The sequence below is a fragment of the Salipiger marinus genome (assembly GCF_035481585.1).
GTDB lineage: Bacteria > Pseudomonadota > Alphaproteobacteria > Rhodobacterales > Rhodobacteraceae > Salipiger > Salipiger marinus.
The window spans coordinates 1-25,228 of the sequence record NZ_JAYKSL010000035.1 but is presented as its reverse complement, the minus strand read 5'-3'; the positions used below and the strand labels follow the sequence as shown (position 1 = coordinate 25,228).

Annotated in this window: 40 protein-coding genes and 1 other RNA gene; all 41 read left to right on the top strand. The window is 68.1% G+C overall.

Going from position 1 to position 25,228, the window contains the following annotated elements; translation table 11 throughout:
- The first annotated feature begins 3 nt into the window (after positions 1-3).
- On the top strand, positions 4-837 hold the full coding sequence (locus VK682_RS25430; protein WP_324782821.1) for a ParB/RepB/Spo0J family partition protein: 834 nt from the start codon (positions 4-6) through the stop codon (positions 835-837).
- Positions 830-2,932, top strand: coding sequence for a transposase domain-containing protein (locus VK682_RS25425; RefSeq protein WP_324782820.1), 2,103 nt, complete (start codon positions 830-832; stop codon positions 2,930-2,932). Before VK682_RS25430 ends, VK682_RS25425 begins: the two co-directional genes overlap by 8 nt.
- 18 nt (positions 2,933-2,950) lie before the next feature.
- Positions 2,951-3,721 (top strand): AAA family ATPase, encoded by a 771-nt coding sequence (locus VK682_RS25420; protein ID WP_324782819.1) that lies wholly within the window; start codon positions 2,951-2,953, stop codon positions 3,719-3,721.
- Positions 3,718-4,275 carry a hypothetical protein gene (locus VK682_RS25415; protein ID WP_324782818.1) on the top strand — a complete coding sequence of 186 codons (558 nt, stop codon included), beginning with the start codon at positions 3,718-3,720 and terminating at the stop codon, positions 4,273-4,275. The genes VK682_RS25420 and VK682_RS25415 overlap by 4 nt, the downstream gene beginning before the upstream one ends.
- Positions 4,272-4,661, top strand: a complete 390-nt coding sequence (locus tag VK682_RS25410) for a hypothetical protein (RefSeq protein ID WP_324782817.1) — start codon at positions 4,272-4,274, stop codon at positions 4,659-4,661. Before VK682_RS25415 ends, VK682_RS25410 begins: the two co-directional genes overlap by 4 nt.
- Positions 4,658-5,278: a DUF3164 family protein gene (locus VK682_RS25405; RefSeq protein WP_324782816.1), complete on the top strand. Its 621-nt coding sequence runs from the start codon at positions 4,658-4,660 to the stop codon at positions 5,276-5,278. Before VK682_RS25410 ends, VK682_RS25405 begins: the two co-directional genes overlap by 4 nt.
- A 37-nt stretch (positions 5,279-5,315) precedes the next feature.
- A complete protein-coding gene (locus tag VK682_RS25400) occupies positions 5,316-5,909 on the top strand; it encodes an ORF6N domain-containing protein (RefSeq protein WP_324782815.1) in 594 nt (197 codons plus the stop codon).
- Positions 5,910-5,920: 11 nt separating this feature from the next.
- An RNA gene (locus VK682_RS25395) (hammerhead ribozyme type II) lies at positions 5,921-5,983 on the top strand.
- 6 nt (positions 5,984-5,989) lie between these two features.
- The gene (locus VK682_RS25390) at positions 5,990-6,220 is read left to right on the top strand and encodes a hypothetical protein (RefSeq protein ID WP_324782814.1); all 231 of its coding nucleotides are present in this window, start codon (positions 5,990-5,992) and stop codon (positions 6,218-6,220) included.
- Positions 6,217-6,669: a gp16 family protein gene (locus VK682_RS25385; RefSeq protein WP_324782813.1), complete on the top strand. Its 453-nt coding sequence runs from the start codon at positions 6,217-6,219 to the stop codon at positions 6,667-6,669. Before VK682_RS25390 ends, VK682_RS25385 begins: the two co-directional genes overlap by 4 nt.
- On the top strand, positions 6,666-6,932 hold the full coding sequence (locus tag VK682_RS25380) for a hypothetical protein (protein ID WP_324782812.1): 267 nt from the start codon (positions 6,666-6,668) through the stop codon (positions 6,930-6,932). Before VK682_RS25385 ends, VK682_RS25380 begins: the two co-directional genes overlap by 4 nt.
- 157 nt (positions 6,933-7,089) lie before the next feature.
- Positions 7,090-7,218 carry a hypothetical protein gene (locus VK682_RS25375; RefSeq protein WP_324782811.1) on the top strand — a complete coding sequence of 43 codons (129 nt, stop codon included), beginning with the start codon at positions 7,090-7,092 and terminating at the stop codon, positions 7,216-7,218.
- Positions 7,211-7,600 (top strand): helix-turn-helix domain-containing protein, encoded by a 390-nt coding sequence (locus VK682_RS25370; protein WP_324782810.1) that lies wholly within the window; start codon positions 7,211-7,213, stop codon positions 7,598-7,600. Before VK682_RS25375 ends, VK682_RS25370 begins: the two co-directional genes overlap by 8 nt.
- A gap of 103 nt (positions 7,601-7,703) precedes the next feature.
- The gene (locus VK682_RS25365; protein WP_324782809.1) at positions 7,704-8,615 is read left to right on the top strand and encodes a glycoside hydrolase family protein; all 912 of its coding nucleotides are present in this window, start codon (positions 7,704-7,706) and stop codon (positions 8,613-8,615) included.
- A gap of 1 nt (position 8,616) precedes the next feature.
- Positions 8,617-9,144 (top strand): hypothetical protein, encoded by a 528-nt coding sequence (locus VK682_RS25360; RefSeq protein WP_324782808.1) that lies wholly within the window; start codon positions 8,617-8,619, stop codon positions 9,142-9,144.
- Entirely contained in the window at positions 9,141-9,458 is a 318-nt protein-coding gene (locus tag VK682_RS25355) for a hypothetical protein (protein ID WP_324782807.1), read from the top strand. Before VK682_RS25360 ends, VK682_RS25355 begins: the two co-directional genes overlap by 4 nt.
- Complete coding sequence (locus VK682_RS25350; protein WP_324782806.1) at positions 9,455-9,802, top strand: DUF2730 family protein; 348 nt, start codon at positions 9,455-9,457, stop codon at positions 9,800-9,802. The genes VK682_RS25355 and VK682_RS25350 overlap by 4 nt, the downstream gene beginning before the upstream one ends.
- Positions 9,799-10,095: a VpaChn25_0724 family phage protein gene (locus VK682_RS25345; protein WP_324782805.1), complete on the top strand. Its 297-nt coding sequence runs from the start codon at positions 9,799-9,801 to the stop codon at positions 10,093-10,095. The genes VK682_RS25350 and VK682_RS25345 overlap by 4 nt, the downstream gene beginning before the upstream one ends.
- A gap of 3 nt (positions 10,096-10,098) precedes the next feature.
- Entirely contained in the window at positions 10,099-10,659 is a 561-nt protein-coding gene (locus tag VK682_RS25340) for a phage protein Gp27 family protein (protein ID WP_324782804.1), read from the top strand.
- Positions 10,656-10,949, top strand: coding sequence for a ubiquitination-like system serine protease family protein (locus VK682_RS25335; protein ID WP_324782803.1), 294 nt, complete (start codon positions 10,656-10,658; stop codon positions 10,947-10,949). Before VK682_RS25340 ends, VK682_RS25335 begins: the two co-directional genes overlap by 4 nt.
- Positions 10,949-11,227, top strand: coding sequence for a hypothetical protein (locus VK682_RS25330; protein ID WP_324782802.1), 279 nt, complete (start codon positions 10,949-10,951; stop codon positions 11,225-11,227). The genes VK682_RS25335 and VK682_RS25330 overlap by 1 nt, the downstream gene beginning before the upstream one ends.
- Entirely contained in the window at positions 11,220-12,629 is a 1,410-nt protein-coding gene (locus VK682_RS25325; RefSeq protein WP_324782801.1) for a terminase large subunit domain-containing protein, read from the top strand. The genes VK682_RS25330 and VK682_RS25325 overlap by 8 nt, the downstream gene beginning before the upstream one ends.
- Before the next feature lie 108 nt (positions 12,630-12,737).
- A complete protein-coding gene (locus VK682_RS25320) occupies positions 12,738-12,995 on the top strand; it encodes a hypothetical protein (RefSeq protein ID WP_324782800.1) in 258 nt (85 codons plus the stop codon).
- Between the two features lie 15 nt (positions 12,996-13,010).
- Positions 13,011-13,202, top strand: a complete 192-nt coding sequence (locus VK682_RS25315) for a hypothetical protein (RefSeq protein WP_324782799.1) — start codon at positions 13,011-13,013, stop codon at positions 13,200-13,202.
- Between the two features lie 10 nt (positions 13,203-13,212).
- Complete coding sequence (locus tag VK682_RS25310; protein ID WP_324782798.1) at positions 13,213-13,344, top strand: hypothetical protein; 132 nt, start codon at positions 13,213-13,215, stop codon at positions 13,342-13,344.
- Positions 13,345-13,362: 18 nt separating this feature from the next.
- Positions 13,363-15,000 (top strand): DUF935 domain-containing protein, encoded by a 1,638-nt coding sequence (locus VK682_RS25305; protein ID WP_324782797.1) that lies wholly within the window; start codon positions 13,363-13,365, stop codon positions 14,998-15,000.
- Positions 14,993-15,814 (top strand): phage head morphogenesis protein, encoded by an 822-nt coding sequence (locus tag VK682_RS25300; protein ID WP_324782796.1) that lies wholly within the window; start codon positions 14,993-14,995, stop codon positions 15,812-15,814. The genes VK682_RS25305 and VK682_RS25300 overlap by 8 nt, the downstream gene beginning before the upstream one ends.
- A gap of 12 nt (positions 15,815-15,826) precedes the next feature.
- Complete coding sequence (locus VK682_RS25295) at positions 15,827-16,123, top strand: Acb2/Tad1 domain-containing protein (protein WP_324782795.1); 297 nt, start codon at positions 15,827-15,829, stop codon at positions 16,121-16,123.
- Positions 16,124-16,126: 3 nt separating this feature from the next.
- A complete protein-coding gene (locus VK682_RS25290; protein ID WP_324782794.1) occupies positions 16,127-16,642 on the top strand; it encodes a phage virion morphogenesis protein in 516 nt (171 codons plus the stop codon).
- A gap of 103 nt (positions 16,643-16,745) precedes the next feature.
- Positions 16,746-17,783 (top strand): phage protease, encoded by a 1,038-nt coding sequence (locus VK682_RS25285; RefSeq protein ID WP_324782793.1) that lies wholly within the window; start codon positions 16,746-16,748, stop codon positions 17,781-17,783.
- The gene (locus VK682_RS25280) at positions 17,783-18,214 is read left to right on the top strand and encodes a hypothetical protein (protein ID WP_324782792.1); all 432 of its coding nucleotides are present in this window, start codon (positions 17,783-17,785) and stop codon (positions 18,212-18,214) included. Before VK682_RS25285 ends, VK682_RS25280 begins: the two co-directional genes overlap by 1 nt.
- Positions 18,215-18,230: 16 nt before the next feature.
- The gene (locus VK682_RS25275; protein ID WP_324782791.1) at positions 18,231-19,127 is read left to right on the top strand and encodes a Mu-like prophage major head subunit gpT family protein; all 897 of its coding nucleotides are present in this window, start codon (positions 18,231-18,233) and stop codon (positions 19,125-19,127) included.
- 11 nt (positions 19,128-19,138) lie between these two features.
- Complete coding sequence (locus VK682_RS25270; RefSeq protein ID WP_324782790.1) at positions 19,139-19,567, top strand: HI1506-related protein; 429 nt, start codon at positions 19,139-19,141, stop codon at positions 19,565-19,567.
- Between the two features lie 80 nt (positions 19,568-19,647).
- The gene (locus VK682_RS25265; RefSeq protein WP_324782789.1) at positions 19,648-20,076 is read left to right on the top strand and encodes a gp436 family protein; all 429 of its coding nucleotides are present in this window, start codon (positions 19,648-19,650) and stop codon (positions 20,074-20,076) included.
- Entirely contained in the window at positions 20,076-20,507 is a 432-nt protein-coding gene (locus VK682_RS25260; RefSeq protein ID WP_324782788.1) for a phage tail terminator protein, read from the top strand. Before VK682_RS25265 ends, VK682_RS25260 begins: the two co-directional genes overlap by 1 nt.
- On the top strand, positions 20,504-20,695 hold the full coding sequence (locus tag VK682_RS25255) for a hypothetical protein (RefSeq protein WP_324782787.1): 192 nt from the start codon (positions 20,504-20,506) through the stop codon (positions 20,693-20,695). Before VK682_RS25260 ends, VK682_RS25255 begins: the two co-directional genes overlap by 4 nt.
- The gene (locus tag VK682_RS25250) at positions 20,692-21,624 is read left to right on the top strand and encodes a phage tail tube protein (RefSeq protein ID WP_324782786.1); all 933 of its coding nucleotides are present in this window, start codon (positions 20,692-20,694) and stop codon (positions 21,622-21,624) included. The genes VK682_RS25255 and VK682_RS25250 overlap by 4 nt, the downstream gene beginning before the upstream one ends.
- A 23-nt stretch (positions 21,625-21,647) precedes the next feature.
- A complete protein-coding gene (locus VK682_RS25245; RefSeq protein ID WP_324782785.1) occupies positions 21,648-21,857 on the top strand; it encodes a hypothetical protein in 210 nt (69 codons plus the stop codon).
- A gap of 22 nt (positions 21,858-21,879) precedes the next feature.
- The gene (locus VK682_RS25240) at positions 21,880-22,188 is read left to right on the top strand and encodes a hypothetical protein (RefSeq protein WP_324782784.1); all 309 of its coding nucleotides are present in this window, start codon (positions 21,880-21,882) and stop codon (positions 22,186-22,188) included.
- Positions 22,189-22,289: 101 nt separating this feature from the next.
- The gene (locus VK682_RS25235; RefSeq protein ID WP_324782783.1) at positions 22,290-22,532 is read left to right on the top strand and encodes a DUF1799 domain-containing protein; all 243 of its coding nucleotides are present in this window, start codon (positions 22,290-22,292) and stop codon (positions 22,530-22,532) included.
- Between the two features lies 1 nt (position 22,533).
- Positions 22,534-25,228 (top strand): phage tail length tape measure family protein (locus VK682_RS25230; protein WP_324782782.1); only part of this gene is annotated, 2,695 nt, incomplete at its 3' end.

Genomic DNA, 25,228 nt, shown 5'->3' with positions numbered 1-25,228 from the left:
AGAATGGCTGACCTGCCGAAGTTTGAAGAGATCCCGGTCGCCGAGATCGTGATGAGGGCGCGCACCCGCAGCGTTTCCGCCGATGCGGTGGCGGTGCTGCGCCAGTCCTATGAGGACCATAGCGGCTTCACCACGCCGATCCATGTGCGCAAGGCCAAGACCGGGTTCGAACTGATCGACGGCGCGCACCGGCTGACGCTGGCGCGGGATCTTGGGCTGGACACGATCCTTGCCCGGGTCTGGCAGTGTTCGCAGGAGGAGGCGCGGTTTTTCGAGACCGATGCCAACCTCGCGCTGGCGCATCTGACGCCGGTGGCGCTGGCCCGCAGCCTTGCGGTGCGGCACGAGGCCTATCTCAACCTGCATCCGGGCACCGCGCCCGGTGTCGCGGGCGGCAAAGCGCGCCAAAATCAGCAAACGACAGAAATGTCGTTTGCTGATTTCGTCGGCGCGGTGATGGGCGTGACACCCCGGCAGGTCCAACGGATTGTCCGCGCCGGTCGCGCGCTGACGCCGGATCAGGCTCAGGCTCTGGAGGCCGCGCCGAAGCGCGTCACGATGGACGACCTCTATGTGATCAGCAAGATCGGCGAGGCGGGCGAGCGGTCCTTCGTGATCGACACGCTGGCCCGGGGCGGGGCGCCGAAAGCCGCCGCCGCGCGCAAGCTGTGGAAAGCCGAGCAGGGCATGGCGCCCGAGCCGCTTACCAACACCGACCAGACCCTGCTGCGGCTGATGGATGCGTGGAAACGCGCGCCGAAGATCGCGCGCCGCCGCTTCCTCGAGGAGAAGGGCGGCGAGGTTCAGGCCCTGCTCGACGAGATGCATGATGACTGACCGGCCGCAACAGGACTGGTGGAGTGCGGCGGAACTGGCGGCGGCCGGGTTGCCGGACATGCCGGGCAGCAAGCGCAAGGTCAACGAGATGGCGGCGCGCGAGGGCTGGAAAGCCCGGTCCGGTAAGGTGCGGCGGCGCAAGGGCGTCGGCGGTGGCATGGAATACCATTGGTCGCTGCTGCCGACCCGCGCGCGTCTTGCGCTGATCGAACGCCGCGAAGACATGTCCGAGCCGAAGATCAGCCGCGACGAAGCATGGGCGGATTACGAGAGCGCCACCGCGACCGCGAGGAAGAAAGCGGGCGAGCGCCTTGCCGTATTGGCCGAGGTCGAGGAGATCGAGGCGGCGGGCATGGTCCGCTCGCTCGCGGTGACCACGGTTGCCACGCGATCCGGCGCTTCGGAGAAGTCTATCTGGAACTGGTTTGCGCGGGTCGAGGGCGTCGCCCATGCCGACCGCCTGGCCTATCTGGTCGACCGCCGCAGCCTACGCAAGAAGGCTGTGCCCGTCGCGCCGAGCGCCGAGTTCTGCGAGCTCGTGAAGAGCGATTTCCTGCGACTGTCCGGGCCATCGCTGACCTCCTGCTATGACCGTGCCGTGCGCATCGCCGAGAAAGACGGTCTGCCGGTGCCGCCGATCCACCAGGTCCGCAACTGGATCAAGGCCACCATCTCCGAGCCGGTGCTGATCTACCACCGGAAGGGTGTCGAGGCGCTGCGCCGCTTCTACCCGCACCAGACCCGCGACAAGTCAGCGATGGTGCCGCTGGAATGCGTCCAGGGCGACTATCACAAGTTTGACGTGTTTGTGCGCTGGCCCGGCGAGAAAGACCCGGTCCGGGTGCAGATGGTGGTGTTCTCGGATGTGTATTCCGGCAAGATCCTCGCGTGGCGTCTCGACATCAGCGCCAACAGCCACACCGTGCAGCTTGCCCTTGGCGATCTGATCGAGCGCTATGGGGTGCCGCAGCACGCTCTGCTCGACAACGGGCGCGAGTTCGCGGCGAAAGCGATCACCGGCGGCACGCCCACGCGTTTCCGCTTCAAGATCGTCGACGAGGACATCCCGGGTCTGCTGCCGCTGCTCGGGGTCAAGGTGATCTGGGCCACGCCTTATTCCGGGCAGTCCAAGCCGATCGAGCGCGCCTTCCGCGATCTGTGCGACCGGATCGCCAAGCACCCGGCCTTCGAGGGCGCCTATACCGGCAACCGGCCCGACGCCAAGCCCGAGAACTATGGCAGCCGCGCCATTCCGCTGGAGGACTTCCGCGCGGTCGTCGCCGAAGAGATCGAGGCGCATAATGCCCGGCCCGCCCGGCGCAGCGAGGTGGCCTTTGGCCGGTCCTTCAATGACGTGTTCAATGAGGCTTATTCGCGCGCCCCGATCAGCCAGGCCACCGAAGAGCAGCGCCGCCTCTGGCTGCTGCGGGTCGAGGGGTTGCGAGCTGACAGCAAGAACGGCGAACTGAAGCTGCACGGATCGCGCTATTGGGCCGAGTGGATGTATCGCATCGCCGGGCAGAAGATCGCCGCGCGCTTCGATCAGGACGATTTGCACGCTGGTCTGCATGTCTACGATCTGGCGGGCGGCTATCTTGGGCACGCCCCGTGTATGGAGGCCGCGCCGTTCCTTAGCGTCGAGGATGCGCGCACTCATGCGCGCAAGCGCAACGCCTTCATCCGGGCAACGAAGGAACTCGCCAAAGCCGAGCGGCAGCTTGATCATCACGAGATCGCCGCGCGGCTGCGCGCCGCAGGCAAGCCGGTGGGAGACGAGTTGCCCAAGGCTGATGTGGTGCGGCTGGTGCCCGCGCATCCCAAGGCGCCAAAACCTGCCCGCCGCCGCGATACCACCGACCAGATCGAGGCTGCGGCCCGGCTGGAGGCGCAGATCACCCGGCTTTCCGAGCGCCGCGCGGCCCCCGCCGAGGATGATCCGCGCGTGCGGTTTGAGCGCGCCCTGACGCTGGAGGCGATGCTGGCCGAGGGCCAGCCGATGACCGCCGAGCAGCGCAGCTGGCTCGCGGAATACCAGCAGTCCGCCGAATACCGGGGCTTTGCGCGCCTGCGCCGGGCCTTCGGACAGGAAGAATAAAGAGAAGAGGAGCAGAGCATGACACCGTCCATCGCCCCCTTGCGCAACGTCGCAGCCCTTGTCGGCCTTGTCGATCGCGTGCAGACCCGGACCTTCGGTCTGCCGGGAATGGCAACCTTCTACGGCCCCTCGGGCTGGGGCAAGACCACTGCGGTCACGGTCGCGGGCAACGAGTTTCAGGCCCATGTGGTCCAGGTGAAGGACTGCTGGACGCCGACCTATCTGGCGCAGGCCATCATGCGCGAGATCGGCGCGCCGCCCGCGCGCGGGGTGCCTGCCATGGTCGATGCCATCGGCGCCCAGCTCGCCCGCTCCGACAGGCCGCTGATCATCGACGACGCGCAGTATTTGCTGCGCAAGCGCATGATCGAGCTGGCCCGCGACATCTATGAAAGCAGTCAGGCGCCGGTGATCCTCGTCGGCGAGGAGAAGCTGCCGCAGGATCTGACCAACTGGGAAAACATCCACAACCGGCAGCTCGCCTGGGAACCGGCGCTGCCCTGCGATCTGGGCGACGCCGAACAGCTGGTCGGCATCTATTCCCGGGGCGTGGATGTGGCGCCCGACCTTTTGGCCGCGATTGTCGAGGCCTCGGGCGGCTCGATCCGCCATGTGGCCACCAATCTCGACCGTGTGAAGGAATTGGCGCGGACAGCTGGCAAGCGCACGGCTGATCTGGCCTTCTGGGGCGACCGAGCCTTCCAGACCGGCCAGCCGCCGGAACTGCGCCGGGTCGCTGACTTCCGGAGCAGCGTGGCCGCCCTGCGCGGAAAGGCGAAGCGGGCATGACACAGGATTTTCGCTCCGAGATGGAAAAGCACGCCTGGGGGCTGGTCAAAGGTCTGGCGGAGATCCACTGGACCGACCTTGCCGACAAGGGCATCGCCGAACGCACCGCCAAGAAGTTCCTGCAGCGCTGGGAACGCAATGGCCGCATCCGCTTCTCCCGCCGCGACGAGCAGCACCGGAAGTTCTTTGTCGATGTGGACAAGGCGATCCCGGTGATCCCGACCACATCGCCCGGCGATCAGGCGGCAAGCCCCGAGGGCAACATGTGGCGCGCCATGCGGCGGCTCGGCATCTTCTCCCCCACCGATGTGGCGGCACATTCCAATGCGGGCGGGGTGGAGGTGAGCCTCGACAAGGCGCGCGCCTATTGCCGCCAGCTGCTGGGGGCCGAGTATCTGCGGGTGCGGGTGACGGCGATCCCCGGGCGGCGCGATGCCCGCTACCAGCTGATCCGCGACACCGGCCCGCTGCCGCCGCGCTCCACGCTGGTGCGCGGGGTGCTCGATCCCAACGAGCTGAGCTTCGTGCCTGCCCAGCGGGATCTGAAGTCATGAGCGCGCTCGAGACCGCCCGCGCCGCCTGGGGCGCGGCGATCCCCGACTGGATCGAGACGCTGGCCCGGGAATGCGACCGGACCTCACAGAATCAAGTGGCCCAGCGTCTGGGCCGCAGCGCCTCGCTCGTGTCGAACGTGCTGCGCAACAAATACGGCGCCGGGCTCGAGGCGGTGGAGGACGTGGTGCGCGGCGCGCTCATGGCCGAGACCTTCGACTGCCCGGTGCTGGGCGAGATCGGCAAGCAGAAGTGCCGGTTCTGGCGTGCCCGCGCCAGAACCTTCGAGAACGTCAACAGCCAGGCGGTGACGATGTATCGGGCTTGCAACCGCTGCCCGCGCCATATCGGCGCCGATCCCCTGACCCCCAAAGGAGAGCAGACATGACGACATCGACCCATATCCCGCAGGGCTTCTGGCAGAACGCCCGGGGCGAGCTGATCCCCGAGGCGCGGGTCAAGCCCGTCGACAAGCTCGAAGATCAGCTGGTCCGCAGCATGTGCCAGACCGCCCGGGGCGTGCACGAGCAGCTGGCGGCGCTGAAGGCACTGGCGCTGGGTGAAGCGCAGGCCTTCAAGGCGCTCGTCGCGCAGGAATACGGCGCCGAGAAGGGCGGCACGAAGGGCAACATGACGCTGCGCAGCTTCGACGGCACCCTGGAGATGCAGGTGGCGGTGGCGGAGCATCTCAGCTTCGGCCCGCAGCTTGCCGCCGCCAAGGAACTGATCGACGCCTGTGTGACGCGCTGGAGCGAGGGCGCCAATGACAACATCCGCGCGCTGATCGACCATGCCTTTCAGGTGAATAAGGAAGGCCGGATCGACACCCAGCGGGTGCTGGGCCTGCGCCGCCTCGACATCGAGGATCCCGACTGGAAGCGGGCGATGGACGCGATCTCGGATGCGGTCCGGGTCACGGGTTCCAAGACCTATGTCCGCTTCTACCAGATCGACGCCGAGACCGGCCAGCGCGAGGCCATCACCCTCGATCTGGCGAACGTCTAAGGCGGCTGACCGTGGACTTCAAACAACGGAGAGCACTATGACCTTCACACTCGAAACGGTATCGGGCATCCGGACCCGGATCTTCACACTTCCGGATCGTCCGCCCTTCATGATCGCTGCCGATCTGGCCGAGGTCTATGCCACGCGGGTGGACGCGATTACCCAAGCCATTCGCCGCAATCCGGAGCGGTTCCCCGAAGATTTTGTCTTCAGCTTCACGGAGGCGGAGATGGAGGTGTTGAAAACACAGAATGTGTTTTCAATGAAGGCGAACAGGGCCCTTCAACGCGGCTTCACACATGCGGGAGCCTACGGCGTCTCTGCCGTGCTCAAGACGCCGGTGGCTGCGCGGGTTTCCGTGATCGTCCATCGCGCCTTCGCCGAGATGGAACAGCGCGCCATCCGCGATGCCCAGAGCATGCTGGCGAAGTTTCAGAGCCATGTCGCGAGCAAGGCCCCTTATGCGCGGGTCAGCACCTTGGCGAATGCCGGACTGTCTGTCGACGAGATCTGGCGGGCGACCGGATACCCGCGCCGAAAGGTGGAGGACCTTCTGCGCGAGTGCGCGCGGCTGCAGATGATTTCGTCCACGCCTGTCGGCTCTCAGCCCGACCTGTTCGCGCAGCCATAGCGCCACATCCTGAGCGAAACGCCCTTCGGGGCGTCGTCCCGGCGTGGTGGCCGGGGCCTGATGAGCAGCCGGAGCGTCCCGTGAAGATACATGACGATCAGATGATTGCAGAACGTGTTGCCGTGCTTGAGGCCGCGCTGGAGAAGTTGCTCGACCGGGACAGCACCATGTCGGTGGAGCTGTCGGGCGATCCCGGCACCATGGCGGTTTACGTCTCGTCGCGGTGTTGCCTGTGCGCCGAGCATCGCTCCGAGCGAAGCAGTTTCTCACTGAATAAGCTCGCGCGTGAACTGGAGGTGCTGCTGTCATGACCGACCGCAACCTCCAGCGCATGATCCATGCGGGCTGCAAGCAGCTCGGCCTCGATGCCGAGGCACGGCGGGCGCTGCAGCAGCAGGTCACCGGCAAGGCCAGCCTGTCGGAGATGACGGCGGCAGAATTGCGGCTGGTTGTCGACCGGCTGAAGAAGGACGGCTTCAAGGCCAAGGCGGGGGGACGGCGCAAACCCGCACCCCGCGCCGATCTGCGGCTGATCCATGTGCTCTGGCGCAAGCTGGGCGAGGCGGGGGCGCTGGAGCGGCCGGATCGGGCCGGGCTCAACACCTTCATCCGCGCCCGGTTTGAGGCGCGCTGGGGCGCCGTGCCCGCCGATGTGGACATGCTGCGCGACTGGCACCAGATCGACGCGGTCCTGCAGGCGCTGATCTCCTGGGGCAAGCGCGCCGAGATCGACTTCGATTGGAGCGAGATCAGCAAATGAAGAAACCGATCCATCCCGTCACAGATCACGCTGTCATCCGCTATCTCGAGCGGGTGCAGGGCATGGACGTGGAAGCCCTGCGCCGCGCGATCGGGCACCGGGTGGGGGCAGCGATGCTGGGAAATGATGGTGCCTGCGGTGTCGTCATCGACGGGTTCAGCTATCGGATCGGAGATAGCGGGGCCGTGGTGACCGTGATCAAGGCCAGCAGGCCGAGTCGCAGCCAAGGGGCATCGCGGCTGCGGGAGATCGATGATGATTGACCGATGCCATTGGGTGCGTGAGCCGGAAGGCTTCGAAGTCTTGATCCCGATGTGCCATGGCAGTGCCGCCTATGGATCGTCCGGATGCACATGCACGGTGCCTTCAAGCCGCATTGAAAGAGCGGAGCGCGGACGCGCAGAGGCCGAGAGATACGTCATGAAGCTGCGCGAGGCCCGTGACGAAATGCTTGACCGTCAAAAAACCAGTCGGCGGTTTCAGGCACAACTTCACCAGCGGGTCAGACAGCTGGAAGCGCTTCTGAAGGGGCAGGGCGATAATGCCTGACCTGCCGCGCGCGCCTGCCCATGTCGCCCCCTATGTGGAGGTGCTGGGCTACGATCTGACCGTGGATTTCCTTTTGGAGTTCGGCGGCGCGCGGCTCTATTGGGCGCGCAATCCAAAGGGTCGCAGCGAGGCCGAGGCGCTGATTGGGCCTGAGAAGCTGCGGGAACTTGGCCGGGTCTGGGGTGGTGAGGTCTCGCGCGTGCCCACGGCCCGGGTCTGGCTTGCGCATGCGCTGCATGCCCGGGGCTTGCCTGTGAACCAGATTGCGCGCAGATTGCATGTGACCGATGTGGCGATCGGCAAATATCTGCGGCAGGCGCCCGACAACTCTACCTCGGAAGCGCCGCGCCGGGGCGATGACCGGCAACTTTCCCTCTTCTGAGATTTCCTGTCCAACTTGTTGGACATGATTTTCCATGGCGCGCTTCGCCATTCTGCTCTGGACCGCGCGGGCACAGGCCCCGCCGCAATCCTCCGGGGGCAGCATGCAGACATCCGCACAAGGCATCGGCTTTCTCGAACGGCACGAAGGGGTCGTGCTCAAGGCCTATCGCGACCCGGTCGGGGTCTGGACAATCGGCGCCGGACTCACCGCCGCCTCGGGCGTGGTGAAGCCGCGCGCGGGCATGGTGCTCTCCCGCGAGGAAGCCTCCCGCCTGCTGGGGCAGGCGCTGCGGCGCAACTACGAGCCTGCCGTTGCTGCCGCCATGCCGGGGGCGCTGCAGCACGAGTTCGACGGCGGGGTGAGCTTCCACTTCAACACCGGCGCTATCGGGCGCGCCAGCTGGGTGCCGTTCTGGATCACCCAGAGCTGGGATCAGGTGCTCGAGCGCCTGTCGCTCTGGAACAAGGGCGGGGGCCGGGTGCTGCCCGGCCTGACCCGGCGCCGCCGCGAAGAGTTCCACCTGATCCGCTCCGGCGCCTACAGCCTGCCGGTGGATGACGCCCCCACCGCCACTGCCGCGCGCATCGTGCTGCCGCTGACCCGGGCGGAACTGGCCGAGATCCACGCGGCCTTCCGGACGCTGGGCTATGAGCCGGGCGACGATCCCGCAGCGCTTGCCAAGGCCGAGGTGCAGCGCTTCCAGCAGGACCACGATCTGACCGTGGACGGCATCCTTGGCCGCGCCACGCTCTCCACCCTGCAGCGCCGCCTCGATGCCGCGCGCAAGGCCAAGACCGAGGGCGCAGCCGCCACGGTGCTGGGCGGCGGCTCGGCCGCCGGGAGTGCCGCGCCGGGGGTGGAGGCGCTGCCCTGGGCCGAGGCGCTGCCCTGGATGGTGGGCGGCCTGATCCTGCTCTGGGCGCTCTGCCGCGCCTGGACCTATCGCGACGCCCTCGCGGCCAAGCTGCAGGGCGTGGCGCCCGGGCTGGCGCGCATTCTCCGGAGGGTCTGACATGTCCGCATCTGCACTTATCTCTCTGGCCGGGGCGGTCGGCGCGCCGCTGATCGAACGGGTGCTGGCCCGCCAGATCGGCGCGGGCCGGGCCGAACTCGTCGGCGACGTGCTGGCCGAGCTGGCGGGCGCCCTCGGCGTGGCGCCCGAGGAGGTGGAGCCGCTGGCGCGTGCTGAGCCCGACCGGGTCGAGACCGCGATGCGCGACGTGGAGGCGACGCTGGGCGCGCGGGTGGCTCTTTATACCGAAGGGCTGGAATACCAGCTGGCGGCGCTGAAGGTGGGGCAGGGCGATCCGGTCTGGATGCGCGCCTGGCGCCCGGCGGGCATGTATGTGCTGGGCTTCCTGTGGCTCTGGGCCATCGTGCTGCTGCATGTGGCGAATGCCATCTGGCGCATCGCCCTGCCGCAGCCCGACCTCTGGGTGCTGTTCCAGCTCACCGCCCTTTACATGACGCTTTATATGGGCGGGCACACCTTCAAGGATTTCGTCTCCACCCGTTGGGGCCAGAAGGGCGGTGCCGCATGAGGACGCCCCTCGGACGCGCTGCTCTTGGCGCCACGCTGGCGCTGATCCTCTTCGCCCTGACTGCGGCGGCGGCGCTGGCGCAGCAGACTGTGACCTGCGCCGCGCAGGATCAGGTCATCGATCAGCTTGATGACCTGTATGGCGAACGCCTGCGCGCCACCGGGCTCGCTGGGCCGACAGGCCTGATGCAGCTTTTTTCTGCAGAGACCGGGACCTGGACCATCCTGCTGGTCACGCCGGAAGGCATGGCTTGCCTGCTGGCCAGCGGCACCGACTTCGAGGCGGTGATCACGCCCACCGGAGAGCCCGCGTGATCGTTGATCTGGATCTTCTGCTGAAGCTCGCCTCGTTCGGGCTGTCGGTTGGGGCCATGGTCTTTGCCTTCTTCGCCAACCGGCAGAAGGGCAATGACGAGCGCTTCAAGGCCGGGACTGACCGCATGGACCGGCACGAGCTGCGCATCCAGACGCTGGAGCAGTCGGTGCGAGTGCTGCCGACGCTGAACGATATGCATGAGCTGCAACTGCAGCTGGTCCGGCTAAACGGCAACATGGAACGCATGGACGCCCATCTGGCGGGCCAGCAGGAGATCATGAAGCGGGTGGAGACTGTGGTCGCCCGCCATGAGGACCACCTTCTGAAAGGACAAAAGGGATGAGCTACGCCGAGGAACTGCGCGAGCACGCCCGGATCGCCATTCTCCGCCTGCTGGAGGATGCGCCGCGCTACACCTCGAACGTGTCGATGATGACCGATCTGCTGCGGCGCTTCGGCATCGGCTACACCCGCGATCAGGTCACCGCCGAGGTGCACTGGCTGCAGGAGCAGGGGCTGCTGAAGATCGAGGATCACAACGGCTTCATCATCGCCACCGCGACGGTGCGCGGGGTGGAGGTGGCGCAGGGCATCGTCACGCATCCCGGCATCCAGCGCCCGCGCCCGAGGGCCTGAGCCATGCCCGCTCCGGCCAAACTGGACTTGATCCCGCCCGAGCTGCGCGCCTGGCTGCGCGAGGCGCTGGAGGCGCGGGGCTTTGCCGAGATCGTGGCAGTGACCGAGGAGCTGAATTTCCGGCTGCAGGAGTGCGGGCTGGAGGTCAGCATCGGCAAGACGGCGGTGGGCCGGTTCTCCAAGGCGCTGAAGGACCAGCGCGAGGCTTTCTCGATCGCCGAGACGCTGCTGTCAGACATGGACATCGCGGCGGAGGGCGAGCTGCACAAGGTGCTGGTGCAGATGATCGCCACCTCGGCGGTGCAGATGATCCGCGCGGTGCGCGAGGAGGACGGCCATCTGGAGCCCAAGGACCTGATGGCGCTGGGGCGCATGGTCAAGGATCTGATGGCGAGCTCCGGCCTGCGGGAAAAGCTGCTGGCCGACGAACGCGAGCGGGTGGCCCGCGAGGCGCGCGAGGCGCTGCAGACCGAGCTGGCCGCAAAGCTGGAGGCGGGCGTGGCGCGGGGCTCGGTCAATGCCGAAGCCGCCCGGGCCGCGCGCGAGATCATGGGCTTCGCATGATCCGGGCCATTCACTTTGCCGACCGCACCGAGTTCCGCGCCCGCCGCCTGCCGGGCAGCGTCCACTTCACCGATCCGGGCACCGACCACGTCTCTTACATGTGGTTCTTCTGCCCCTGCGGCTGCGGCGAGCTGGACCACATCCTGACCGGGGTGGAGTTCAAGCCGCTGTCCGGCGGGCCGTCATGGTTCTGGAACGGCTCACGCACCGAGCCGACGCTGCGCCCCTCTGTGCACCGCCAGCCGCACTGGCATGGCTGGCTGCGCGACGGCTATTGGGAGGCCTGCTGATGGCTACCGATGCCGAAATCGCGAACGACATGGCCGCACAAGCGCGCTACTGGCAGGGCCGCGATCTGCTCGTCGAGCGTGCATGTCGTGACGCCGCGCACATGCTCCGCTCGTTCATTGAGGGCAAACGCGTGGATGGCAGGACCTATGGCGGGCTGTGCCGGCGGCTGCTGAACCTCGAACTCTCGAAAAGACACAAGCAGCCCGACCTCTCGTTCAAGCTGGACCGCGCCCGGCTTGCACTGGAAGCTCTGAATTGCAGGGCACGCGATGGATAATCCCGTCATCACCTTCCTGCCGTATCAGAAGCGCTGGCTGCAGGATGCCAGCCGCTTCAAGATCGGCATGTTCACCCGGCGCGGCGGCAAGACCTTCGGCGCCTGCGGCGAGATCGCCGATGACTGCTTTCAGGCCGAGATCGCCGGGCGCAAGACGCGCTGGACGATCCTGTCGCGCTCGGAGGCCACGGCGAAGGAGGCGATGGAGGATGCGCTGAAGCCCATCGTCCGGGGCTTTTATGCCGCCTATAACCGCATCGCCACGCTGGGCGCGCCCGAGTTTGAGGAGGGCGAGTTCTACGCCCCCGAGCTCGATGCCACCTACAAGACCCATGAGGTGCGCTTTCCCACCGGCTCGCGCATCACGGCACTTTCGGCCTCGCCGGATGCGGCGCGGGGTTTTGGCGGCAACCTGCTGCTCGACGAGTTCGGCTTTCACCGCGACAGCCGCCGCATCTGGGGCTCGGCCTTTCCGGTGGCAGCGCGGGGCGGGCACAAGATCCGGGTGATCTCCACGCCCAACGGCAAGGGCAACAAGTTCTACGAGCTGATGACCGCCGAGGACAATGGCTGGTCGCGCCATCACGTCGATATTTATCAGGCCGTCAAAGAGGGGCTTGAAGTCGATATCGACGAGCTGCGCGCGGGCATGGCCGACGAGGATGCCTGGGCGCAGGAGTTCGAGCTGAAGTGGCTCGATGCCGCCTCCAGCTGGCTGGATTACGACCTGATCGCCTCCTGCGAGGAGATGCTGGCGGGCGATCCCGGGCGCTATACCGGCAAGCCGGTTTATGTCGGGGTCGATATCGCGGCGCGCACTGACCTCTTCGTGATCGTGGTGCTGGAGGATCTGGGCGACCGGCTGATGACCCGCGAGGTGATCGCGAAAAAGCGCATCAGCTTTGCCGAGCAGGACGCACTTCTGGCCTCGGTCTTCGAGCGCTATCACGTGCTGCGCGTGGCGATGGACCAGACCGGCATGGGCGAGAAGCCGGTGGAGGATGCCACCCGGCGCTACGGAGCCTCGCGCATCAACGGCGTGCTCTTCACCGCTTCGCGCAAGCTGGAACTGGCCACCGTGCTGAAGGAGCGGATGCAGGACCGCGAGCTGGCGATTCCCGGCGGTGATCCGGTGCTGCGCGCCGATCTGCACGCCATCCGCTCCCGCGTCGGGCCGACCGGCATCCGCCGCCTCGTGGCCGAGGGCGAGACCGATGGCCATGCCGACCGGTTCTGGGCCTTTGCCCTCGCCACAGGTGCGGCAGAGGCGGCGCCCACGGAATACGCCTATCGCCCGGTGGGCGACGGGCGGGGCCGCGATGTTCTGGGCGGCCCCGATGACAATGAAAGCCGCAGCTGGTGGCGCCCGCCACTGGGCACGGGCTTGCGAGGGGGTGTCTGACGTGGCGCGCAACTTCTGCCCGCATGAACTGATCCAACTGCACGATGGCCAATGGGCATGCCTTGCATGTGGCCGCCGCGTGCAGGGTTCTCACGAAAGGAGGCGCACATGAACCCGCGAGAGAAGAGGCTGATGGAGGCGAAGACGGCTCTTGCGCGTGACATGCAGGCGTGGTGCGAGCGGTTCGACCTGTCGCAGGTCGAGGCGCTGGCGCTCTGCGCTCACATCACCGGCGCCGCCATCGCGATGCAGGACCAGCGGATCATGACGCCTGAGAAGGCGATGGAAATTGTTTCTCGCAACATCGAGGCCGGGAACGCCGCCGCGGTGTCCGTGGTCGCCTCGGCCGACGGGCGCAGAAACTGAATTGGGAGCAAAGGTATGTTGCTTGACCCAATCGACCCGCGCGCAAACCGTGGTGAGCCGCCGCATCGGGATGCGGGGCGCGCGTGGTGGCAGGCAACGGCCCAATCGGGCGAGACCATGCATGACGTGTCGCTGCGCCTCGGCATGAGGGTGTCGGAGATCAGCGCGATCAAGAACGGGTGGCAAGCGCCGCCCGAGACCAAATAGGAGCGAGGCGATGAGAAGAGGAAGTTTCCGCTGGTGGGTCGAGTGGCGCTCGTGGGCGCTCCCGCTGCGCGTTGGAATGTGGGCCGATCATATCGACCTTGAGGTGCAGGTCGGGCCGTTCGGCTTCACCTGGCTGCGGTGAAGATAGGAGGTATCTGACATGGCGCGGCAACCGCAGCTTCTCGACCAATGGGGCCGCCCGGTGCAGCGGTCTTCGCTGCGCCAGGAGGTGTCAGCGCCCACGATCGGCGGGGTGCGGTCGCCGCTCTCGGGCTATCCGGCGGACGGGCTCACGCCCGACCGCCTCGCGGTGATCCTGCGCGAGGCGGATGCCGGGGACCCGGTGCGCTATCTGGAACTGGCCGAGACGATCGAGGAGCGCGATCCGCATTATCTCGGCGTGCTCGGCACGCGGCGCCGCTCGGTCTGCCAGATCGACATCACGGTGGAAGAAGGGGGCGACACGGCCCATGACCTCGCCATGGCCAAGCTCGTGCGCGACTGGCTCGATCGCGACGAACTGGCCGACGAGACCTTCGACATCCTCGATGCCATCGGCAAGGGCTACAGCTTCACCGAGATCCTCTGGGACACCTCCATGGGACAATGGCAGCCTGCGCGGCTGGAATATCGCGATCCGCGCTGGTTCCGGTTCGCCCGGCACGATCTGGCCACGCCGCGCATGATCGGCGCGGGCGGGCAGGAAGAGGCGCTGCCCGGCTTCAAGTTCATCTTCGCCCGCATGCGCGCCAAAAGCGGGCTCGCGCTGCGCTCGGGGCTGGCGCGGATCGCCACCTGGGGCTGGATGTTCAAGGCCTATACCCAGCGAGACTGGGCGATCTTCACCCAGACCTATGGCCAGCCGATCCGCATCGGCAAATACGGCCCCGAGGCCGACGAGAAGGACCGCGAGACGCTGTTCCGGGCAGTGGCCAATATCGGCGGCGACTGCGCGGGCATCATCCCCGACAGCATGCTGATCGAATTTGTCGAGGCCAAGAGCATCGGCAGCTCCACCGACCATTACGAACGCCGGGCCGACTGGCTGGACCGGCAGATCTCCAAGGCGGTGCTGGGCCAGACCGCCACCACCGATGCCGAGACCGGCGGGCTGGGCTCGGGAAAGGAGCACCGCGAGGTGCAGAAGGACATCGAGGCGGCGGATTGCAAGGCGCTGGCGGCGATCCTCAACCGCGATCTGGTGCGGCCGTGGATAGATCTGGAGTTTGGCCCGCAACGCGCCTATCCTCGGATCAGGATCACGCGGCCGGAGCCGGAAGACCTCAAGGCCTTCTCCGAGGCCATCGGTCCGCTGGTCGATCGCGGGCTGCGGGTGGCCACCGCCGATGTGCTGGCGAAGTTCGGTCTGCCCGAGGCGGCGAAACAGGCCGAGATCCTGCATCCGCAGGGCCAGACCCCGGCGCAGATGCCGCCGGACCCGGCCCCCGGCGACGGAATGCCCCCTGAGAGCGAATTTAAATACCGTTTGAATACCCGTCCCGCCCCGGCATGGGGTCATGCCGCCCTGCAGACGGATCGGCGCTCTACGGGCCGCACAGCGGCTCTTGCTCCGGCGCAGGACCGGCTGGCCTCGGAGGCGGCACTTCCGGTGGGCACGATGATCGAGCGGATCGAGGTGATGCTGGAGGCGGCCAGTTCGCTGGAAGAGGCGCGGGAGATGATCCTTGCCGCCTGGCCGGACCTCTCCACGGACGGGCTGGTGGAGGTGCTGGCCGAGGCCTTCCTCGCGGCCCATGCCGGGGGCCGCGCGCTGGTAGAGGACGAGGCCGATGGCTGATCTGGCGCTGGTCTTCCGCCGCCCGTTCCGCCAGCAGGTCGCGGCCTTCCGGCTGCGGCTGCGCAATCTGGTGCCCACGGCGCGCTGGGATGACCTGCGCCACGCCCAGCACGACCGCGCCTTCGTGGTGGCGGGAGCGATGAAGGCCGATCTGCTCGCCGATCTCGGCACGGCCATGGACAAGGCGATCTCCGAGGGCACCTCGCTGGAGGAGTTCCGCCGCGATTTCCGCGCCATCGTCGAGGCGCGCGGCTGGCACGGCTGGACCGGGCAGGGGACCGAGGCGGGCGAGGCCTGGCGCACCCGGGTGATCTACCGCACCAACATGCGCACCAGCTACATGGCGGGGCGCTTTGCGCAGCTCACGGAAGGCAACTTTGCCTTCTGGGTCTACTTCCACGGCGGCTCGGTGGAGCCCCGGCTGAACCATCTCGCCTGGAACGGCGTGGCGCTGCCGCCGGACCATCCATTCTGGCGCCAGCACTTTCCGCCCAATGGCTGGGGCTGCAGCTGCTCTGTCTCCGGTGCGCGCAGTGCCGCCGGGGTGCGGCGGCTCGGCGGCGATCCGGCCAAGGGGCTGCCCGAGGACTGGCAGGCCGTGGATCCGCGCACCGGCGCGCCGGAAGGTATCGGCAAAGGCTGGGACTACGCGCCCGGCACCAGTGCGGTGTCCGAGATCCTGCAGATCGTCGCGGACAAGGTGGCGGCACTTCCGCCCGAGCTGGCGCAGGCTTTCCTGCGCGACCTGCTGGAGCGCTTTGCGGACAGCGAGCTCGCCAATGCCCTGCGCGAGATGCTCACCCGGATCAGCTGAAAGGAAAGCGAAATGCCCGAAGTTTATGATGCGACGCGTGATCCTCAAGAATTGGCAGTTGATGCCTTGCTCCGAGCGATCGCACTCTACAAAGCATGTGGCTGGCGGCGCGAAAACATGGAAAACTTCTTGCTATCGACATGGTCGATGACTGCGCCTGCTGTCCCCGAAGTTCCGTCTCCCCAGAATGGTATTCGCGCAGCACTTCGAGATCTGCGGCATCTGCAAAAGGGGCGGGAAGTGTCGATCGTGCAGACAAATCTGGAGCAGGCCGAGATGTGGTTGGCGAAGGTTCCGGTAGAAGGCTGATCGATGTATCGCGTCACCGTCACCACTGACGAACTGAGCGCCGCCCTTGCCCGGGTGCAGGCGGCGCTGACCGACACACGCCCGCTGATGCAGGACATCGGCGAGTTTATGCAGCGCAGCACCCAGGCCAACTTCGCTGCGGGCACCGATCCGCAGGGCCAGCCCTGGGCGCCGCGCTCTCCAGTGACGCTGGCCCGCTACGAGAAGAATAAGGACAAGCCCGGCCCCCGCCCGCTGATCGGGCCGAGCAAGTCGCTCTCCACCACCATCAGTTACGAGGCCGAGGCCGACGAGGTGAGCTGGGGCTCGAACATGATTTATGCGGCGGTGATGCAATTCGGCGCCCAGCAGGGGGAGTTCGGCGCCCGCATGGGCATCAACAAGAAAGGCCGCCGCTACTTCTTCCCGATCCCCTGGGGCAACATCCCCGCACGCCCCTATCTCGGCATCGGCACCGCCGACCAGCAGGCCATCGGCGAGATCATCGCCGAGTATCTGGGGGACGCTGCGGGGGATTGACGCCTTGTTCGCCCCGTCGCAGTCTCAGCCTGCGCCCTATGCGCGCCTCCTGACAACATGTTGGACATGTTTTTACCCCTGATCTGCGGGGCAGGATGGCGGCATGAACACCGCCCTGATCACCCTTGCCACGATGGAACTGCCCGCGCCCGCTGAAGGCGCGACCGTTCCTGACTGGATCCATCTCGTGCCGAAAGGCGCGTTTGCCGCCCGGCCCGAGGATGGCCGGGGGCCTTGGTCCTATGACGATGCGCGCGCGGTCATTGCGGAGAGCTTTGCCCGCCGCCATCGCATCCATATCGACGAGAACCACTCCACCGACACCGCCGCGAAGATGGGGCTGTCGGCCCCGGCGCGCGGCTACATCACCGAGATGGAAGAGCGCGACACCGGCATCTGGGGCCGGGTGGACTGGACCGAGAGCGGCCGCGCGCTGCTTTCGGACCGCAGCTACTGGGGCATCTCGCCCGTCCTTTCCTACGACAAGCTGTCCGGGCGGGTGCTGGCGATCGCGCGCGCCGCCCTGACCAATGACCCTGCGGTGCCGGACGTTCTGGCGCTCAACAGCACGGAGACCCCCGACATGTTTCTGACCAAGCTGGCCAAGATGCTTGGCCTGCCCGAGGACGCCTCCGAGGAGGCGGTTCTCGAAGCCCTTTCTGCCCGGATGGCGAAAGCCGATCCGGAGCCGGAGAAGAAGGAAGACACCGAGACGCTGAGCACGATCGGTCGCGCACTGGGGCTGGAAGGCGAGGTGAGCCTGACCGCCGTGCTCGCCGCCGCCCGCGCCAGCTCCAGCCAGACCGAGACGCTGGCCACGCTGCAGGCCGAGGTCAAGTCCCTCAAGGCGGAGGGGCAGCGCCGCGCGGCGGAAGAGTATGTGGATCAGGCGATCCGCGACCGCCGCTCCGGGCTGAAGGCCTCGCGCGAGGAGTTCGTGGCGCTGCACATGGAAAACCCCGCCCGCGCCCGCGCGATGATCGAGAAGATGCCGAAGCTCGATCCCACCAACACCACGCTGGTGCCGCCCGCGCCCGCCGAAGGGCAGGCGGTGCTGAGCACTGAGCAGATGACCGTCGCCCGCATGCTGGGGATCGACCCCGAGGCGATGGCCAAGAACCTCACGCAGGAGACCCGCTGATGGCCGCGCTGACCCAGGACCGCAACACGCCCCGCGCCGAGGGCGAACTTCGCCAGGGCGGGGTGGCCGCCGCCACGCTGATCTATGCGGGCGCGCTGGTGATGCGCAACGCGGCGGGCTTTCTGACCAAGGGCCAGACCGCCACCGGGCTGGTGGGCGTGGGCCGCGCCGAAGAGCGCGTCGACAACAGCGCGGGCTCTGCAGGCGACGAGGTGCTGACCTACCGCCCGGGCATCTACCGCTTCGCCAATTCCGGCGGCGCGGACGAGATCACGGTGGCCGAGATCGGCGACGTGGTCTTTGCCGTGGATGACCAGACGGTCGCAAAGACCGATGGCTCCGCCTCCCGCTCCCCGGCGGGGCATGTCGATGCGGTGGACGCCCAGGGCGTCTGGGTGCGTCTCGACGAAGCCCTGACCAAAGCGTCCTGACAGGAGACAGACCCCCATGCTGGTGAATGCCGCAAATCTCGAAGCCCTGCGCGCGGGCTTCGCCACCAACTTCCAGAACGGGCTGGGGCAGGCCTCGGCGCTGTGGTCGCGCGTGGCCACCGAGGTGTCCTCGACCCAGAAAGAGCAGAAGTATGGCTGGCTGGGCAAGATGCCCAACGTGCGCGAATGGATCGGCCCGCGCGCCATCCAGAACCTGATGCAGCACGATTACGCCATCAAGGAAAAGCCGTGGGAGCTGACCATCGGCGTGGACCGCGACGATATCGAGACCGACAATCTTGGCATCTACGCGCCGATGTTCACCGAGATGGGCCAGTCCACCGGCGCCAAGAAGGACATGCTGGTCTTCGGCGAGACGCTGAAGGCGGGCTTCAGCCAGCCCTGCTATGACGGGCAGAACTTCTTCGACACCGACCATCCGGTGCTGGGCGAAGACGGCGAAGTGACCACGGTGGCCAATACCGATGGCGGCTCGGGCACGCCGTGGTTCCTGATGGACACCAGCCGGGCGCTGAAGCCGATCATCCTGCAGCGGCGCAAGGACTTCGAGTTTGTCTCGATGACCGATCTGACCGCGCAGAACGTGTTCATGAACAAGGAGTTCGTCTACGGCGCCGATGCGCGGTTCAACTCGGGCTTCGGCTTCTGGCAGATGGCCTGGGGCTCGCGGCAGACGCTGAACGCGGCGAACTACGCCACGGCGCGGGCCGCGCTGTCGGGGATGAAGGGCGATTATGGCCGCCCGCTGGGCCTGATGCCGAACCTGCTGGTGGTGCCGCCCGCGCTGGAAAGTGCCGGTCGCAAGATCCTCAATTCCGAGCTGGCCTCGGGCGGGGAGACCAACGAGTGGAAAGGCACGGCCGAGCTGCTGGTCGTGCCCTGGCTGGCATAAGGCGCGGGCAGATGGGCGAGAAAACCCCCGAACGGATCGCGCTGGAAGAGAAGGCCCTGAAGCTGGGCCTCTCCTTTCCGGTCAATATCGGCGAGGAGAAGCTCGCCGAGCGCGTGGCCGAGGCGGAAGCCCGCGCCAAAGAGACGCCGCCCCCGCCTGCCGCATCCCCGGCGGCGACGGGGGCGGCCCCGGCGGGGGTGAAGGACGGCACCCCCGCCGATCCCCCGCAAGAGGACGGCACCCCCACCGAACCCGCCATCACGCCCGGCCTTGCGGCGATCGAGGTGCATGGCCCGGCGCGCGGGCGCTGGCGGGCGGGGCGGCACTTCGGCCCCGAGGCGGTGGTGCTGGATCTGGCCAATCTGTCCGAGGCCGAGCTGGCGCTGATCCGCGCCGACCCGATGCTGGTCGTGGTCGATCGCGTGTCGCCCGCCGCCTGAGTTCTGCCCCCTGCCGCCCCGCGCGGCAGACCTTCCCGGCGGTGCGAGCCGCCGCCGGGCTTTTCCCCCCGGAGACTGCCATGCCCTATTGCACCGAAGCCGACCTGATCGACCGCTATGGCGCGCCGCTGCTGGTCGATCTGACCGACCGGGGCGAGACCGCCACCGGGGAGATCGACAGCGCGGTGGTGGCGCAGGCGATCGCGGAGGCGGATGCGCTGATCGACGGCTATCTGGCGGTGCGCTACCGCCTGCCGCTGAGCGTGGTGCCGCCGCAGATCGCGCCGCTGTCGCGCCAGATCGCGATCTACCGGCTGCATGTCTTCGAGGCCAATGACAAGATCACCGAGGAGCATCGCGAGGCGCTGCGCCAGCTGCAGCAGATCGCGGCGGGCGCGGTGCGGCTGGAGGCCGAGGGCGTGACCCCGGCCACCACCGGCGGCGGCGGCGCGCGCATGGTCGATCGCGCCCGGCCGATGACCGCCGAGAACCTGAAGGGCTTCATCTGATGCTGGACGTGGTCAAGACGCGGCTTGGCGCGCGGGTTCCGGATCTGGCCGGGCGCATCGACGGCGCCGCAGAGTTCACCGCGCTGATGGAGAGCATGGTGCTGCCCTCGGGGGGCGTGCGCGCCTACCTGCTGCCCATGGGCATCGAGGCCGGGCCGGGCGAGGCGCTGGCGGGCATGTTCAGCCAGCCGGTCACCCGCCGCCTCGGCGTGCTGCTCTTCACCCGCTCCAGCGATGCGGCGGGCAAGCGGGCGCTGGACCGGCTCGACGTCTTTGTCGAGGCGATCCTTGCCGCGCTGGCGGGCTGGGCGCCGGGCGATGAGGTCGGGGTGTTCGAGCTGGCCCGCGCCCGGATCATCCCCGCCGGGGCGGGGCTCCTGGGCTACCAGATCGAGTTCACCATCGCAGACCAGCTGAGGATCAGCGCATGAGCAAACCTTCCCGCACAGCCCCCAAGGCGCCTCCCGCGCCAGCACTGCCCGCACCGCTGGTGCTGCCCGCCAGCGGCGGACGCTTCCTCCGTGACGCCACCGGCGCGCTGGCCCCCGCGCCGCAGCCCGTCGCGCCGCAATCCGGCGCGCAATCTGATGCCCCCGATCAGAAGGACCCCGAGGCATGACGCTCTACTTCCGCAAGAAGCTGCTGCTGGCCAAGATCGAGACGAGCTATGGCATCGACGCGACCCCGACCGGGGCGGCGAACACCATCCGCGCCTCGGAGATCCAGATCCGGCCCATGGAGGGCACCGATCTGGAACGCGGCCACGAGACGCCCTTCCTTGGCGCCTCGGGCACGATCCCGGTGGATCTGCATTCGGTGATGACCTTCAAGGTGGAGCTGGCAGCCTCGGGCGCGGCGGGCACCGCCCCGGCCTGGGGGCCGCTGCTGCGCGCCTGCGGCGCTGCCGAGACCATCGAGGCGGGCACCAGCGTCACCTATAATCCGATCTCCTCGGGCTATGAGAGCGCCACGATCTGGCTCAACATCGACGGCACGCTTTACGCGCTGGTGGGGGCGCGGGGCACTGTAGACTTCGTGGTCAATGCCTCGGCCATCCCGCAGCTGGAGTTCACCTTCACCGGCCTTTGGGTGAAGCCGAGCGCGCAGGCGATGCCGGTGCCGGATTATTCGGAGTTCCAGAAGCCGCGCGCGGGCTCCAAGGCGAACACGCCCGTCTTCAGCATCGACGGGGCGGCGCATGTGCTGCGCAGCTTCAAGCTCGCCATGGGCAATGACGTGCAGGGCCGCTTCCTGATCGGGGAGGAGGAGATCGTCATCGCCGACCGCGCCGACATGGTGGAGATGCAGATCAAGGCGGTGGCGCTGGCCACGCTCGATCCCTTCGCGCTGGCCCGCGACCAGAGCGCCGTGCCGCTGGTGCTGACCCATGGCGTGACGGCGGGCAATATCGCGAGCTTTGGCATCCCGCGCGCCCAGATGCAGCGCCCCACCGGCCTCACCGAGGCGCAGGGCGTGACCGAATGGCCGCTGAGCCTCGTGCCGCTGCCCGAGGCGGGCAACGACCAGTGGACCCTCACCCTGACCTGATCTGACCCGAAAGGACCGTTCCCGTGGAGAAGTTCCTCCTCAAGTTCCACATGATCGGCGGCGCGACCGTCACGGTGCCAAACCCGGATCTCGCGATCGCGGATGTGGAAGAGCAGCTTGCCGAGCATGGCAGCCTCTCGATCTTTTCCGCCAATGGCGACGAGACCCTGATCTTCCGGCAGGGCGTGGCGGCGATCTGCCTTGTCCGTGACACGCCCGCCGCCGCGCACTGATCCAACCGAAAGGACCGTTCCCATGGCATTCCGTCTGGCCACCGACCGCCGTTTTACCGCCGATGTGCTGATCCGGAGCGAGAGCTTCGCCGCCACCTTCCGGGTGTTGTCCGATGCCGAGCTTGCGGCGCATGACTTCGAGACCCGGGAGGGCCAGCAGACCTTCCTGCGCGCCGCCATCACCGAGGTCTCGGGCGTGCTTGATGCCGATGGCACGCCGATCCCGTCCAGCCCGCAGCTGCTGGACGAGATGCTGGGCTATTCTGACCTGCGCTTTGCGCTGCTCTCGGCCCATACCAAGGGCTTTCTGCAGGCCAAGACGGGAAACTGAGCTGGGCCGGGCGCGCCCTGGCGCTCGGCACCCTGACGGACAGTGCCAGGGCAGACGAGCTCGCGGCGGATGCGGCCTTCTTCGGGATCCCGGCCGGGCTGGTGCAGGACGAGGAGGAGGAGGACGGGCTCTGGCCCGAGCATCTGCCCGCCGTCGAGGCCTTCATCGCGGTGCAGGACCAGTGGCGGGTGGTGGCGGGGTTTGGCGGCGCCTTCTGGCTCGGGCTTGATCACGCCGCCTGCGAGGCCTCGCTGCGGCTGGCGGGGATCGCGGTCACCCCTGCGCTCTGGGCCGAGCTGCGGGTCATCGAAACCGGCGTTAAAGCCGTCTTGAACGGGTCATGACATGGCATTCCGCTTTGCAGCCTTCCTCGATCTGAAGGGCGCCCGCGAGGCCGCACGCGAGCTGCGCGGCACCCGCGAGGCGACCGAAGATCTGGCGCAGGCCACGCGGGAGCTGGACCGGGCCACCGTCGATCTGGGCGCGGGCACCGAGGCGACCCAAGGCGCGCTGGACGGGCTGGGGCAGGGCGCGCGCGAGGCGGCGGGCGATCTGGGGGCGGCGGAGGCGGCGGCAGACCGGCTCACCGTGACCACGCGCGGGCTCGATGCCCGGACGGGGGCTGCCGGGGAGGCGCTGCGCGAGACCGGGCGGGAGGCGGCGCGCACCGGCGGGCTGCTGGACCGGCTGCGCGGCGGCTTTGACCGGGTGCGGCAGGTGGGGGTCGATGCCTTCAATCGGCTGCGCGGCGGGGCGCAGGGCGCAGGCGACAGCACCCAGATCGCAGCGGGCACGGTGGGCAACCTGACCTCGCAGCTCTTCGACATCGGGGTGATGCTGCAGGCGGGGCAGAACCCGCTGGTGCTGGCGACCCAGCAGGGCTCGCAGATCGCGCAGGTGCTGGGGCCAATGGGGGCGCGCGGGGCGGTGATCGGGCTGGGCCGGGCCTTTCTGTCGCTGCTGAGCCCGGTGACGCTGATCACCATGGGCACGATCGCGGCGGGGGCGGCGATGACCTCCTGGCTGACCTCGGCCTCGGAAGAGGCGCAGAGCCTCGACGATGTGCTGCAGGGGCTGGGCGAGAGCATCGACGGCTTCCGCGACCTGTCGGACATGAGCCTCGAGGACATGCGCGCGCGCTGGGGCACGGTGACCGAAGAGGTGCGGCAGCTGCATCGCGAGATGCAGGCGGCGGCGCGCGATCAGATGATGGCCGAGGCCACCGCCAGCGTGCGCACCCTGCAGGCCGACATGAAGCCGCTCGAGGTGCGCCAGATGTTTGGCGGCGCGGTCGGGGTCGGGCCTGCCGAGATGACCCGCGACCGGACCTATAACCGGATCGTGGAGGGGCTTTCCATCGTCGGCAGCGCGGCTTCGATCGAGGAGCAGATCGACGCCCTGCGCGACATGCAGGCGCTGCTGCGGTCCAATGTCGGCGGCACGGCAGAGCAGGTCAGCCAGCAGAAGGCGCTGCTGGCCACCACCAATGAGGTGCTGGACCGGCTGCTGCAGGTCAAGGCGGCCTCCGAGGCGATCCCGCCGTCGATCCGTGATCAGGCCGATGCGGCGGCGCAGGCCTATCTCGCGCGGCAGCAGGAACTGGAGACCGCGCGGCAGATGCTGCTGGATCAGCAGGAACAGAACGCCCTGCAGGCCGCCGCGCTGCGCTTCGGCGAAGACAGCGTGGACTATGCCGAGGCGCAGGCCGAGGCCAGCCGCCGGGCGCTGGAGGCGCGGCTCGAGGAACTGCCCGTCGCCGAGGACCTGAAGGATCAAATCCGCGAGGCACTTGAGCTCAATATCCGGCTGTCGCAGATCGACATCGCCTCGGGCATCCGCGACGGCGCCAATGCCGCCTCGGTGCTGGCGGGCAATCTCAGTGCCGCCATCGCCGAGCTCGACACGCTGCAGGCCCGCGCCACCGCGGCTGCGGGCAGTGAGGCACGCCGGGCGCAGATCAGGCTCGACACGGTGGGTGATCCGGTGGCGCGCGCCGGAGCCATGGCGGTGCAGGATCTGCGGGACGAGCTGCCCATGGGCGGCTATGAGCTGATCGCGGGCGGGCGCGCTTCGGAGCTGAAGGCGGCGGAGGATCAGGTGCGGCGCCGGGCCGAAGAGGCGGCGGCGCTGGAAGAACAGGCCGATGCCGCCGATGCCGCCTGGCGCAAGCTGCAGGCCGGGTTGAACGGCGGCGGCCGCAGCGGCGTCCGCAACGGCGGCGCGAGCGGCAGCCGCGCCACGCGGCAGGAGCGCGACGGGGTGGCCGATCTGATCGCCACCCAGCGTGCCGAGCTCGAGATCCTGCGCGAGCTCGATCCGGTGCAGAAGGAGCTGATCCGCAACCGCGAGGTGCTGGCCGAGGCCACCGAGGCCGAGCGGCAGGCGGTGGCCGGGATCATCGCCGAACGGCAGGCCGAGCAGGCGGCGGTGTCTCTGGCACGCGAGCAGTATGACGCCTTCCGCTCGGTGGGCTTTGACGCGATCACCGGGCTCGCCCGGGGCGGGGACGAGGCCGCCGCCGCCATCTCCCGGCTGGGCGACGCCATCTATGATGCCGCGATGAAGGCGCTGCTGCTGGGCGAAGGCCCGCTGGCGGGGCTGCTGGGCGGCGGCGAGGGTGGGCTCCTGGGGATGCTCTTCAGCGCCATCGCGCCGGGCAGTCCTGCGGCCCCGGCAGCGGCGATCCCGGCCAATGCCGATGGCGGGATGCAGTATTTTCCCGGCGGCAGCCGGGCCGACAAGGGGCTGAGCTGGCTCAGCTCCGGCGAGTTTGTGGTCAATGCCAATGCCACCGCGCGGCATCGCGCGCTGCTGGAGGCGATCAATGCGGGCGGCATGCCGCCGCTGGCGGCGTTTGCCCAGGGCGGGGCGGTTGGGCCTGTGGGGGCGGCGATGCTGCCGCAGAACCCGCAGATCACCTTCATCGACCAGTCCGGGCGGGGTGTCGACGTGAAGACCGAGGAGCGCCTCGAGGGCGGGCGGCGCCAGATGCGGTTTGTGCTGTCGGATGCGGTGGCCGATGCCATGACCACGCCCGGGG